At 60.9% G+C, this 13,017-nt stretch carries 10 protein-coding genes and 1 tRNA gene; 5 read left to right on the forward strand and 6 right to left on the reverse strand.

Features of this window, described 5'->3' with window-relative positions; genetic code table 11:
- Nucleotides 1–33: 33 nt before the first annotated feature.
- The gene (locus tag HMPREF1219_RS12740; RefSeq protein ID WP_211212621.1) at nucleotides 34–858 is read right to left on the reverse strand and encodes an undecaprenyl-diphosphate phosphatase; all 825 of its coding nucleotides are present in this window, start codon (nucleotides 856–858) and stop codon (nucleotides 34–36) included.
- A 184-nt stretch (nucleotides 859–1,042) separates the two neighbouring features.
- Between HMPREF1219_RS12740 and HMPREF1219_RS02795 the strand changes: the two genes are divergently transcribed.
- Complete coding sequence (locus HMPREF1219_RS02795; protein ID WP_245554381.1) at nucleotides 1,043–2,152, forward strand: YncE family protein; 1,110 nt, start codon at nucleotides 1,043–1,045, stop codon at nucleotides 2,150–2,152.
- Between the two features lie 233 nt (nucleotides 2,153–2,385).
- Nucleotides 2,386–3,495 carry a quinone-dependent dihydroorotate dehydrogenase gene (locus HMPREF1219_RS02800; RefSeq protein WP_016457501.1) on the forward strand — a complete coding sequence of 370 codons (1,110 nt, stop codon included), beginning with the start codon at nucleotides 2,386–2,388 and terminating at the stop codon, nucleotides 3,493–3,495.
- A gap of 103 nt (nucleotides 3,496–3,598) precedes the next feature.
- On the opposite strand, the gene HMPREF1219_RS02805 is transcribed toward HMPREF1219_RS02800, so the two are convergent.
- A complete protein-coding gene (locus HMPREF1219_RS02805; protein WP_016457502.1) occupies nucleotides 3,599–4,141 on the reverse strand; it encodes a YbhB/YbcL family Raf kinase inhibitor-like protein in 543 nt (180 codons plus the stop codon).
- Between the two features lie 160 nt (nucleotides 4,142–4,301).
- On the opposite strand from HMPREF1219_RS02805, the gene HMPREF1219_RS02810 reads away from it, so the two are divergent.
- Nucleotides 4,302–4,388: transfer RNA gene (locus HMPREF1219_RS02810), tRNA-Leu, on the forward strand.
- 171 nt (nucleotides 4,389–4,559) lie between these two features.
- A complete protein-coding gene (locus tag HMPREF1219_RS02815; protein ID WP_040426805.1) occupies nucleotides 4,560–5,186 on the forward strand; it encodes a GNAT family N-acetyltransferase in 627 nt (208 codons plus the stop codon).
- A 154-nt stretch (nucleotides 5,187–5,340) separates the two neighbouring features.
- On the opposite strand, the gene HMPREF1219_RS02820 is transcribed toward HMPREF1219_RS02815, so the two are convergent.
- The 4 genes from HMPREF1219_RS02820 to HMPREF1219_RS02835 form a co-directional block, all read right to left on the reverse strand.
- Entirely contained in the window at nucleotides 5,341–5,766 is a 426-nt protein-coding gene (locus tag HMPREF1219_RS02820; RefSeq protein WP_016457504.1) for a cupin domain-containing protein, read from the reverse strand.
- A 398-nt stretch (nucleotides 5,767–6,164) separates the two neighbouring features.
- Nucleotides 6,165–7,271, reverse strand: coding sequence for a methylmalonyl Co-A mutase-associated GTPase MeaB (gene meaB, locus HMPREF1219_RS02825; RefSeq protein WP_016457505.1), 1,107 nt, complete (start codon nucleotides 7,269–7,271; stop codon nucleotides 6,165–6,167).
- Between the two features lie 305 nt (nucleotides 7,272–7,576).
- A complete protein-coding gene (scpA, locus tag HMPREF1219_RS02830; RefSeq protein WP_016457506.1) occupies nucleotides 7,577–9,805 on the reverse strand; it encodes a methylmalonyl-CoA mutase in 2,229 nt (742 codons plus the stop codon).
- 17 nt (nucleotides 9,806–9,822) lie between these two features.
- Nucleotides 9,823–11,682 (reverse strand): methylmalonyl-CoA mutase family protein, encoded by a 1,860-nt coding sequence (locus HMPREF1219_RS02835; protein WP_016457507.1) that lies wholly within the window; start codon nucleotides 11,680–11,682, stop codon nucleotides 9,823–9,825.
- A 452-nt stretch (nucleotides 11,683–12,134) separates the two neighbouring features.
- Between HMPREF1219_RS02835 and HMPREF1219_RS02840 the strand changes: the two genes are divergently transcribed.
- The gene (locus tag HMPREF1219_RS02840) at nucleotides 12,135–12,896 is read left to right on the forward strand and encodes a TVP38/TMEM64 family protein (protein ID WP_016457508.1); all 762 of its coding nucleotides are present in this window, start codon (nucleotides 12,135–12,137) and stop codon (nucleotides 12,894–12,896) included.
- The last annotated feature ends 121 nt before the right edge of the window (nucleotides 12,897–13,017 follow it).

The following is a 13,017-nucleotide window of genomic DNA, read 5'->3' on the forward strand; positions in this document are numbered from 1 at the left end:
CCACTCGCGCCCACTCCCCCGAGATGACCCCGCTTAGGCAGCGAGGATTCCCGCCGCCAACAGGATCATGACGAGGATGCCCACGGGGATGCGGTAGGCGGCAAACCAGGCGAACGAGTTGTTGGACACAAACTTGAGCAGCCAAGCGATGGACGCGTAGCCGAGGACGAAGGCGATCACCGTTCCTACCAACAGCTGGGCACCGGAGGCTGCCTGACCAGCCTCGGGCGAGAAGGCGTCGGGAAGCGAAAACAGACCGGAGGCCAGAACCGCGGGGATGGCGAGGAGGAAGGAGAACTTAGCGGCGACCTCGCGGTTGAGTCCCAAGAGCAAACCCGCGGAGATCGTGCCACCGGAACGGGAAACACCCGGGATGAGCGCCAGGCACTGGGCGAGCCCCATCAGTATCGCGTCCCTCATGGCGAGGTCTTCATAGTTACGCTTCTTGGAGCCCACGCGCTCCGCCCAGATGAACACGAACGAGAACAAAACGAGCACCGTGGCCGTTATCCACAGGTTGCGCAGGCTCTCGCGGATGAGATCCTTGCCAAAGTACCCGAGAAGCCCCACGGGGATCGTGCCGACGATGACCATCCAGCCCATCCGGTAGTAGAAATCTCGCTTTGTCTTATCCACGAGTCCCACGCACCACGAGCGAATGATCGTCCAAATCTCGCGGGCAAAGTACACCAACACGGCAGCCTCGGTGCCGAGCTGGACGACGGCGGTAAAGGACGCGCCCGCGTCGTGGCCGTACAGCAGCTCGCTTACGATGCGCAGGTGCCCGGAGGAGCTCACTGGGAGGAATTCCGTCAGGCCTTGGACCACGGACAACACGATCGTTTGTCCCCACGTCATCGAGTCAGCGGTGTGCGCTGCAGCTGTTGCTGCCAAATCCGTTTCAATCACGGAGACAGACTACACCGCCGGCGGGTCCCCGGAGGCACCGTGGGCACCCACCGGGTGCGCGGAACCGTGGAAAATACGTGGTCAGCCCCGGGTGGGTGAAGGGTACCAGCATGGTAGCGTTAAACCCGTGAATATGCGTAGCCGTAGAATTTTGACCGCACTCGGGCTTTCTGTTGCCCTCAGCACGGGGCTCGTGGCCTGCTCAGGCGACGACAGCACAGGATCTGACGGCGCCGATGGGGTCAACCCGCAGGCGACGGAGGAGCAAACGGACTGGGTGAACAACCCCGTCGGCAATGCGACGCCACAGGAGTCGCCCGCCTCGGTGGACCCGGACGGTGAGGTGTTCCCCGTGGACGAGAAGTTCCCCGGGATCACCGACGTGGAGGCAGCCGGTGACATTCTCGCCGTGCGCACTGGGCCGTTCCTCCATGTGGGTACCGTGGACCAGCTGCGCGCGGGGGAAGACACCGCCCTCCAGATCAGCGCCAAGTGCGGCGATGTCACCGCGACGGGAGATACGTTTGTGCTGGCCTGCCCGACGGCTCGCGATGGGGGTAACTCGGGCGAAATCTTCCTCATCGACGCGCACTCGCCCGCCCTGGACACGGTTCGCACAGCGCTGCAGCCCTTTGTGGCCGCAGCTGTCACCACGGACGGCACGGTAATCGGCGGCAGCCCCGAAAGCGATAACGTCACCGTGTTTGCGCCGGATGAGACGACTTCCTCCACGGAGGTGAACACAGGCGGGGGCGTGAACCAGGTGATCGCCCTGCCCCGCACCGGTGACAGCGACCTTCCCGATGCCGTGGTGGCCTCCGACATGGCCACCACCCGTGTGACGGGCGTGGATCTCAAGGAGACCCGCACCGGTGGTGCACTCCGGGCCGGGGTGGGAGTCTCCCGCATCGCTCCGGGCGAGAACACAACCATGCTGGTAGCGGATAATATTGGCGATTCCCTGCGGATTTACAACAACCTCGACGTAATCCGGCTGCACCAATCCGTTCCGATTGGCCCGCACCCGTGGGACGTGGCGTGGGATGCCACCACGAACACGGCGTGGGTAACCACCCTCGGCGATAACAAGGTATCGAGCTACTCGCTGAAAACCGGCGTCCCGATCCTTGAGCAGCAGCGGCAGACGGTGGCGGATGCTCAGTCACTGGCGGTGTTGGGCGACGGATCGCTGGCCATCGGCTCTGCTAGTGGCTTAGGGCTGCAGATCATTCGCCCGAACTAGGGCTGCGGGCGGGTCCAACCCCACCGTGGCGCTTGGACTTCGCCCTCCGTAGTTGACGTGGGGTACATTATTCTCTGGAAAACAATGCGAAGTGCTACTTTCCCCTTTAACAGTGCGGGACCGGACGCGCGTGCGAGCCTGGCCCCCCATTTCCGCGCCGATCCCGGCGAGGAGGAAAGCGCTGCGCCTCGCGCCTGTCCACCATTTAGTTGACCAGTTAAGGAACCGGCACCATGGCTCATCCCATCCGAACGTCGCTGTATAGCATCGCGTTAAAGGGAATGTTCACACTCCAACCAGAGAGTATTCACGACATCATCATGGGGGGATTGCGCGTTTTGCAAACCGTCACACCTCTCAACCGTGTCATGGAAAAGGTGATTGCCGTCCATGATCCGAGGCTGGAGCAGGAAGTCTGTGGTGTCACCTTTCCCCGGCCGGTGGGGCTCGCTGCTGGCTTTGATAAGGATGCCGTAGCCCCGGACGCGTGGTCCGCTGTGGGCTTCGGGTACGCGGAACTGGGAACCGTGACTGCCTCTCCGCAGCCCGGCAACCCGCAACCGCGACTGTTCCGGCTGCCCGCAGACAAGGCGATCCTCAACCGGATGGGGTTCAACAACAATGGCGCTGCTGTGGTTGCCGATAATCTGCGTCGGCGCACGTCCGACGATGTCATCGGAATCAACATTGGCAAGACCAAGGTGGTTCCCGTCGAACAGGCGGTGGATGATTACCGCCGCTCGGCCACGCTGCTCGGTGATCTCGCGGATTACCTCGTCATCAACGTGAGCTCTCCCAACACCCCAGGGCTGCGCAACCTGCAGGCCGTGGACGAGTTGCGTCCCATCGTGGACATCGTGCAAAAGTCTACCTCTACCCCGGTGTTTGTGAAGATCGCACCCGATCTTGCCAATGAGGATATCGATGCTGTCGCCGAACTAGCCAAAGAAATGAAGCTGGCCGGTATTGTGGCAACGAACACGACGATTTCCCGGGACGGGTTGTCCACGCCACACCGAAAGGTGGAATCGATGGGAGCTGGTGGCGTATCCGGGCGGCCACTTACCAAGCGCGCGCTGGAAGTGACGGAGAGACTGTATAAGAGCCTGCGTGGCGAGCTTGCCATCATCTCCGTCGGTGGCATCTTTAGCCCGCAGGACGCGTGGGAAAGGATCGCCGCAGGTGCGAACCTGCTCCAGATCTACACGTCGCTAATTTACCTCGGCCCGGACCTCATCCGTGACATCCACAAGGACCTTCTGAGGCAGCTCGACGAGCACGGCTACCAGAGCCTCAGCGATGCTGTGGGATGCCAGCAGCCGTACGTGCCCGAGGAGGCCTAGGACACTCGCCGCGGCGGGCTTAAAGACACTTAAAGCCACCGTTTAGTCGTATTGACGGCTAAACGGTGGCTTTGCTTTGGTTTAGGCTTACAGGAACTGGGGGCTAGTTCTCGTCCCAGCCCCAATAGATCGCTCGGGCAAGGGAGTGGAAGTAGAGGTTGAACCCGAGCACCGTCACCGGCGAATTGGGTGCAATGTCCAGCGTTTCGGTGTCAACGGCGTGGACGGCGAAGAGGTAGCGGTGCGGACCGTGGCCTGCCGGAGGATTGGATCCGTAATAGCCGCGCCGCAAGGAATCGCCCTTGAGGTTCACGGCCTCTGGAACACCGGCCAGAGTCTCGCCACCGGCCCCGGTTGCAACAGAGGTGCAGGAGAGGGGGATATTGAACACTCCCCAGTGCCAAAAGCCGGATGCCGTGGGAGCATCGGGATCGAAGCAGGTGATGGCGAGGGATTTAGTTCCTGCGGGGAGCTCGCTCGGGTCCCAGGACAGCTGCGGCGAGACGCTTTGTCCACCGCGATGCTTCACGGGGAGCTGTTCCCCACAGGCGAAGTCGGTGGACGTGACGGTGAACGTGGGAAGATCTTTGAGCGGCGCGTATGGATCAGGGCCGGGAAAACGCGGATCGTTTCTGTAATCAGTCATACCTCCATTCTTACGTGAAGCTGACGGCAAGTGCAGACAAAACAACACCGATGTAAGTTCTTTGCCCCCTTTTGCTTAGGTGACCTGCAGATTTGTTTGTGTTGTGGGATGTGGGTTAAAGTATTCCTCGTGCCACGCACGAGAGTGCGAACAACACCTTGCCCGGGTGGCGGAATTGGCAGACGCGCTAGCTTGAGGTGCTAGTCTCCTATTAACGGAGGTGGGGGTTCAAGTCCCCCCTCGGGCACAATATCCTCTCACCTTTGGTGGGAGGATTTTTTATCTCCGTAACTCTGCACATACCCGGCACACGTCGCACAGGGGCATACCCCATGAGGGGTTTCAGGAGTGTGTGCCGGACTCGTGCATGCGCGGTGTGAGTGGGCGGGCCTGAACTGTGGTCACTACCATGGAAGACATGAAGCTTACTATTCGACCGGCGAGCGAAGGAGACGTCAACCAGATCGTTGACATCCTCACTGACGCGTTTGAGACCGATCCAGCATTTCGACGCATTATGCAGCCGCTATCGGACGAGACAAAGAACTTGAGAAAGATCTTCGACCTGCAGCTGCGTCACGAATACCTGCCATACGGCATCGTCGACGTGGAGTTCAACGAGGAGGGTGAGATGCTCGGAGTTGCCCTGTGGAACAAACCGGGCAAACCGATTACATTCCTGTCTCTTCTCCGCTACGTCCCCGATTACGTTCGAGTGTTTGGCAAGTCATTTATTGGCGCAGTTCTGCGCGAGCGGAAGTCCGAGAAGCTTCACCCCCAATTCCCCCACTGGTACCTGTACACGTTGGCCGTCCGCCCCGGCCACCAAGGAGAAGGCCTGGGAACAACGCTGCTGCGCCACGGGATGGAGCGTGCCGGCGAAACACCGATCTACCTCGAGGCCTCCACTCCCGACTCCGCAGCTTTGTACAAGCGCCTGGGGTTTGTACCCTTGGGCGAGATCCCGGACGACGACGACATGCCCTCCGAGCTTGGCATGTGGCACCCGGGCACGATGCCGGAGCGCCCCAACCACAGCAACTAGCCCCTTCTCCGTGCGGGTGCCATAGGGGCGGCACAAGGGCCAGGGCAGGCAAGAAAAGAGGCGACACGGCCAGAAACCTACTGGCCATGTCGCCTTCGTTTTCGCGTACGTGGGACGCGTGTAGCCGCGCCCCGACGCTACGGGTGAGCGCTACTTAGTGCTGCTCGTTCGGGTCGTTATCCGCGTCTTCCTTGGTCTTGTGCACGGTCCCGGCGACGTGGTCCGGGGCTGCGTAAATGGAGTACACCTTGAAGGGCTTATCCCCCTCGTTCACCACGTTGTGCCACTTGCCCGCGGGCACGAAGATCGCCCAGTCGTCTTCTACTTCCTGGTCGATGTCAAGGTTATCTTCGGAATCGCCGATCATGACGCGGGCCTTGCCCTCCTCCAGGCGGAGGAACTGATCGTGATCGTCGTGTACCTCGGCGCCGATTTCACCACCGGCGGGGATGCTCATCACCGTCATCTGGAGGTACTTGCCAGTCCACAGCGTGTCCCGGAAATTCTCGTTGTCCTTGGTGGCCTTTTCGATGTCCAGGACGTAGGGATTCGGGCCATGATCTTTGAGCAAATCAGACATAATTCTATGTACCTTTCTAGTGTGCGGAGCCAACGTATCGGCAGCAACCAGTGTAACGAAGAAAACGTGACTAAGGCAGCGGTTACCCGGGCTTTGCCCACCCTAACCTGGCCATTTTCCGGCTTGGGTCACCCCGCCGCTCGTAGGCTACTGCCCCATTGCTCCTTGCCGCACTGGGCCTCTGCAGCGGGCTGGGTAGTCGCTCCACCTCGGTATGTTGATTCCCTCCAGACGGAGATAACCCAGCACGACAGACCACCGCTCTAGTGCTACGCCAATTGGCGCCCGTAGTTCGCCCTCGCATCGCCCTCGCATCGCTGGATCGGGATCCAGAGTACGACGAACCGGGCGCAACCACGCTGGTCGGCGCCCGGTTGGCGGTGCGTAAGGCTACAAACCTAGCTCTTCGGAATCGGGGTATCGAAGGCCTCGACGATCTGCTGGGCCGCGAGTGTGGGCGTGATCGTGCCATCGCGGAGCTGATGCTCAGTCTCTTCCTTCCTCTTTTGAACCAAGGGGTGAGAGTTGAGCCGCTGCAGGATGGTCTCGTGGACCATCTGCCACGTCCAGTTCACCTGCTGCTCGCGACGGTTCTCCTCAAACTTCCCGTTCTCGCGCATCACCTTCTGGTGCTCGAGCACGTGTTCCCAGAACTCGTCCACCCCGGTGTGTTCCACCGCGGACATCGTCATCACCGGCGGGTTCCAATCCTCATCCGGCTGGCGCACCATTCGCATGGCCGAACCAAGCTCACGAGCGGTACGCTTAGCGTTGCGGACATTCTTGCCGTCGGCCTTATTTATGGCGACGAGATCGGCCATTTCCAGCACGCCCTTCTTAATGCCCTGGAGCTGGTCACCGGCACCGGCGAGCGCGAGGAAAGTGAAGATATCGACCATCTGGCTGACGGCCACCTCGGATTGTCCAACGCCCACGGTCTCCACGAGGATAACATCGTACCCTGCTGCTTCCAGGACGACGATGGACTCGCGGGTGGCCTTGGCCACACCACCCAGGGTGCCTGCCGAGGGCGAGGGACGAATGAAGGCATTGTCGTCGGCGGCCAGCTTGGCCATGCGGGTCTTATCGCCCAGGATGGATCCGCGCGTCTTGGTTGACGAGGGATCGATGGCCAACACCGCAACCTTGTGTCCATCCGCGATGAGCTTCTGCCCTAACGCCTCGATGAACGTGGACTTACCCACGCCAGGCACACCGGTAATCCCCACGCGGAGGGCGTGTCCTGCTTTGGGGAGCAGGCGCACAAGAAGCTCCTGGCCGAGGACATGATGCGCCGCGGCAGTCGATTCCAGCAGCGTGATCGCCTGCGCGATGAAACGGCGGTTGTTGGATTCTACGCCCGCAACAAGCTCGTCCACGTTGATCCGACGACGGGCCCGCTTGACCACCTCGGGAGCGACGGCCGTGACATCACCCAGATCGGTGCCCGCGGTAGTGGTCAAACTGCCCAGGTGGTGTTCCAAAAATTCAAGATCCTCGTTCACAACTACTGTCCTCACACCGGTGCCTCAGCGGCACCGAATATTGCTTGTACCTTTATTAAAGTCTAACTAAATCCACGAGCTCATAGTGCACGATTGCGGTGCCACGTTCCGCGATCACCCGTACGGCTGTAAGCGGTGGGTAATCCGCACGCGGGTACGGCAACGGCCGTACTCCCCTCGCGAGAAGTACGGCCGTAGACATAGGTGGTTAGCTTGTAAACCACCCAAGCGCGCCACTGGAATGTGGCCCTGATCTCTATGAACTCGGCGTGCACCCGGCCGAAGCCAGGGGCACGCGTCCCCTGCTACTTCTCGGGAACGTCGAGATCAATGCCGATATGTGCGGCGACCTTCTCAATGAGGTCGATCGCGGAATCGGCAATAACCGAGCCCGGACCGTAGATCGCGATGACGCCCATATCGTAGAGCTCCTGGTAGTCACCCGGGGGGATGACACCGCCGACGCAGATGAGAATATCCTCACGGCCGAGCTTCTTCAGCTCTTCCTTCAGCGCCGGCACCAAGGTGAGGTGACCAGCGGCGAGCGAGGACACGCCGATGACGTGGACGTCGGCGTCCACGGCCGCGCGAGCGGCCTCGGCAGGGGTCTGGAACAGCGGTCCCACATCGACATCCATGCCCATATCGGCGTAGGCGGAGGCGACAACCTTCTGTCCACGGTCGTGGCCATCCTGGCCCATCTTGGCGATGAAGATGCGGGGGCGACGGCCCTCTTCCTTCTCGAAAGCGTCGGACAGGGCGATAGCGTGCTGAACGTTATCCACCTGGCCCTCCTTTCCTACCTCTTCCTTGTACACGCCGGACAGCGTCTTGACCTCAGCCTCGTGGCGGCCAAAGACCTTCTCCAGTGCCATGGAGATTTCACCGACGGTTGCCTTGGCGCGAGCGGCATCAACCGAGAGCTTGAGGAGGTTGAGCGACAGGTCGCCCGGCTTCTTCTCGTCCTCGTGGGCTGCAGCGTACGTCAGGGCATCGAGGGTCCTCTGGACCTCAGCCTCGTCCCGCTCCTCGCGCAACTTCTTCAGCTTCTCCAGCTGCTCGTGGCGCACGCGGGAGTTCTCCACCTTGAGAACCTCGATCTCCTCGTCCTCGAGGGCGTTGTACTTGTTCACGCCGATGAGGGCCTGACGGCCGGAGTCGATGCGGGCCTGAGTACGGGCAGCGGACTCTTCAATGCGCAGCTTCGGAATGCCCTCGATGGTGGCCTGAGCCATGCCACCGGCCTCCTCAACCTCCTGAATGTGCTTGCGCGCGCGGGAGGCGAGCTCGGCGGTGAGCTTTTCCACGTAGTACGAGCCGGCCCACAGGTCGACTGGCGCACACGTATCGGATTCCTGCTGCAGCAGGAGCTGGGTATTACGGGCGATACGCGCGGAGAAGTCACTCGGCAGAGCCAGTGCCTCGTCGAGTGCGTTGGTGTGCAGTGACTGCGTCAGGCCCTGGGTGGCGGCCATGGCTTCCACGCAGGTACGGGCGACGTTGTTGTACACATCCTGGGCCGTGAGCGACCAACCGGAGGTTTGCGAGTGGGTACGCAGGGACTGCGACTTGGGGTTCTTCGGGTTGAACTTGCCCACCAGCTCGCTCCACAGGAGACGGCCGGCACGCAGCTTCGCAATCTCCATGAAGGTGTTCATGGAGATGCCCCAGAAGAAGGACAGACGCGGTGCGAACTTGTCCACTTCCAGGCCCACGTCCTCACCGGCACGGATGTACTCAATACCATCCGCCAGGGTGTAGGCGAGCTCGAGGTCTGCGGTAGCGCCGGCTTCCTGGATGTGGTAGCCGGAAATGGAGATGGAGTTCCAGCGCGGCATCTTCAGCGAGGTGTACTCGAAGATGTTCGAGATGATGCGCATGGAGGGTTTCGGCGGGTAAATGTAGGTGTTACGAACCATGAACTCTTTGAGGATATCGTTCTGGATCGTACCTGCCAGCTGCTCGGGCTCCACGCCCTGCTCCTCGGCCACCACAATGTAGAGAGCGAGGATCGGAAGCACGGCGCCGTTCATGGTCATCGACACAGACACGCTGGAAAGGTCGATGCCCTGGAACAGTTCGCGCATGTCAAGGATGGAGTCGATGGCCACGCCGGCCATGCCCACGTCGCCGAGCACGCGCTCGTTATCAGAATCGTAGCCACGGTGCGTAGCCAGGTCGAACGCCACCGACAGGCCCTTCTGGCCGGCGGCCAGGTTGCGACGGTAGAAGGCGTTGGACTCTGCGGCGGTGGAGAAGCCAGCGTACTGGCGAATCGTCCACGGACGGTTGGTGTACATGGTGGCGTACGGGCCACGCATGAACGGACGCAGACCCGGGAAAGAATCCAGCGGGTGGGGCGTCTCACCACTCAGGAGGGCGTCGCGATCGGCGCGGTTGAAAACGCGCTTAACCTCGATGCCTTCCGGCGTCTCCCAGATGTGCTCATCCTTGACCTGTGCCTCACCGGCGTGAGGTGCGGACGGCTCATCGGGAACGCGAGTGACGTCTGCAAAATTTGGAATGGTTGCCATTTTCTTTCTCAATCCTCCTAGGCACCAAGCTTGGTGAGCATGTCGGACAGGGTTTCGCCTGCGTTGATCTTCACGTTGAGGTAACCATCGGGAGCGTCCTCCTTGCCTTCGAAGCTCTTCTCAGAGCCGGCAAGAAGAATCGTCTTTCCGGTTTCACGCAGTGCCTTGAGAGCCTCGAGGCCGCTGGCCTCGTACTCCTTATCATTGCCACAGATGACGAGGATATCGGAGGCCTCGGCGGCTTCCTTGAATCCATCCTCGCCTGGCACGACCTGGCCGGGGTTGTTCACGGCGATGCCGGCGGTGCCAACAAGGTTGGTGATCCAGCCGGTGCGGATGTTGTGCTTGGCCAGCGGGCCGAGCGGGATGAGCCCAACGGTCGGGCGAACGCCGTGCTCGGCGAGGTAGTCGTCCGAACGGTTACGCATTGCCTCGAACTCGGCGGCCCAGCGACGCACACCCTTGAGCTCCTGGCGGGCCTCCTTGGACAGGGGCTTTTCAGCGAGGTTCGGGAACTGGTTGATGGCCGTGATGGACTTCTTGCGCTTGGAAATATCCAGGTAGCGGGCCTTCAACGTGGTGTCGAGCGTCTCGCGGACGAAATCGGCGGCGGCGGTGAACCCACCCTTGCCCTCGATCTCGGTGAAGATCTTCCATGCGGAATCCGCAACCTCTTGGGTGAGCTTCTCTGCGTAGTAGGAACCACCGGCCGGGTCGATGACGTAGCCGAGGTGAGATTCCTCGATGAGGAGAAGGTTGGTGTTGCGTGCGATGCGGTGCACGAAGTCACGGGAGGTATTCGGCAGTCCGCCGTGGATGGCGTAGTCGAAAGGCAGAACCTCCATGTCGGTTGCTCCACCAACGCCGGCGGAGAACGCCGCCACCGTGCTGCGCAGCATGTTGACCCAGGGGTCGCGCTGCGTGAACATCACGGGGGCGGTGATGGCATGCTGCGGGGTAGCCGCGGCGCGTTCTGCTACTCCGAGGACCTCGGCGACGCGGGCCCACAGGATACGAGCCGCGCGGAACTTGGTGATCTGGCCGAACTCGGAATCCGTCGCAGCGAAACGGAAGGACAGCTGGTCAAACGCGTCCTCGACAGAAAGCCCAGCGTCGACAAGCTTACGAAGGTACTCAACAGCAGCGGCGAGGACAAAGCCGACCTCTTCACCGTCGGAGGCACCCTGGTTGGAGAAGGCGACACCATCGACGAGGATGGCTCGGGTGGTAACCGGAGCCTCGTTGGCCAGCTTGGCCAGCTCAACAGCATCCTCGAGGGACACAGACTCGGACTCGTCGAAGCTGGAGGTCAGCGGCGAAGCGCCGAGCTCAATCTCGATCTTGTCCTCGTTCTCCTGGCCCTTGGCCAACTCGATCAAAGCCTTGCCGGCCTCCACCGCATCCTTGCCCGCCTCGAGGCGGACGGGAGCGTAGGCGAACAGGACATTGTCCAGAGCCTGGGCGAGATCGGACGGGCCGATGTGATCCGCACCGCGGAGATCGATAACGAGGGAATTCGTGCCGTAGTTAAGGGCATGGAGAATCTTCTCGTTCGTGGTCTTCGCGTCGCCTTCTTCACCGAACCGCTCGGTTACGCCCCAGCCCTCGGGCTTCTCGCCCGGGCCGTGGGAACCGCGCAGGTACGGGAACTTGCCGGGCTCCGGAGCCTCGGCAATCTCGTCCGCGCGAGTGTAAAGGGGGTTAATTTTAATGTCATCGTAGGTGGTGCGGATGAGGCGCTTCCAAATGTCCAGAGGAACGTCGGCGACGTCCTTCTTGTGGACACGAGCGAAGACCTTCGCAGCTGCCTTGCACCATTCTTGCTGAGTTTCTTCGAAATCAGCCGGCAACGGAGTGCCGTTGTGCGCATCAGTCACGGGGATGAACCTTCTTCCCTAGTACTGGTTAGTTAATTTGTGTACACGAGTGTGTTGATCGATTCGGTTCCGTCTGGGCACTATCTCCTTTGCTTCAGCCGGCACCGGGCGGCCACATAAACGCTTGCAAGCCACAAAGCGCGTACTTTGCGATGCACGACACGTGCACTACTGCTACTTACGTGAACGTAGCCGGTCAGCTAAACACATTCAGCTTCTAAGTCTAACGAAGTTGTTAGTTGATTGCTGGAACCAAACGGTGACCTGCGTGGGGCGTGGTCGGACCTGTCAGTCCGTCTAACTGCACCTTTAAGGGTATTGATCTGATCATTCACTCTCCGAATGTGCCCGATCTCACCCGAAAAGTTTGCTTTGTGCCCGAATTTGGTTGGCCGTGGCCACGCCGAAAAGCCTCGTCGAGTTACTCGTTGCCCGCCGAGGTGGTTTAGAATATGGCGACCATGGCAGCAATTTTCCGCAAGTTCGGGGCGTGGGTCCTCCAATTCATCGACTTTTGTCGCGGCGTGATCACTGATGCCATCGCCACCTTCCTCGCATTTCCCGCGTGGAAGAAGGTGGCAGTTGTAGCTGCTGCCGTTGCCGCCGTGGTGCTCCTCTTCATGGTCGATATCCCCTCCGTTGAGCTCCTGCGGCTGTGGGCGGATGGTGCCGGGGACTGGTTCTTCCTGGTGTACTTCCTTATCTATATCGTCTTTACCCAATTCCCCATCCCCCGCACCTTCTTCACGCTCATGTCCGGGATCTTCTTTGGCCCGATGAAAGGTTGCCTGCTGGCGCTGACGGCGACGACAGTTTCTGCCACCATCTCCTTCGTCATTGTGCGCCACTTCCTCAGGGATTGGATGGCCCCCAAGCTGACGCACCCGGCCGTACACGGGATTGACGAGCGGCTCCGCCAACGTGGGTGGCTGTCCGTCACCTGCCTGCGCATGATCGCTGGCATCCCCTTCTTCGTGCTCAACTACTCCACGGCCGTCAGCTCCATCCGGTTCGTTCCGTATATCGCAGCAACCTTTGTGGGCTCGGCCCCCAACACCATCGCCATCGTGCTCCTCGGTGACACGCTCACCGGCAACGTCAACCCGGCGTTGCTGCTGGTATCCGCACTCCTGTTAGTCATCGGAGTCTCGGGGCTTGTGCTCGACGCGAAACTTCCGGTCCGCGGCTCTGGCGTGGTGGAAAGCACAAAGTAAAAGCTCCAGGATAGACTGGCGGTAAGTTCAGTCCTCAGCTGTGGCCCACCCACTACCCGCGCGACAGGTGTCGATGCCCTTCGTGCGCTGACGGGAGGTGGTAGCCAGGTGAGGCCGCTGG

Origin of the sequence: Corynebacterium pyruviciproducens ATCC BAA-1742 (genome assembly GCF_000411375.1) — a bacterium.
GTDB lineage: Bacteria > Actinomycetota > Actinomycetes > Mycobacteriales > Mycobacteriaceae > Corynebacterium > Corynebacterium pyruviciproducens.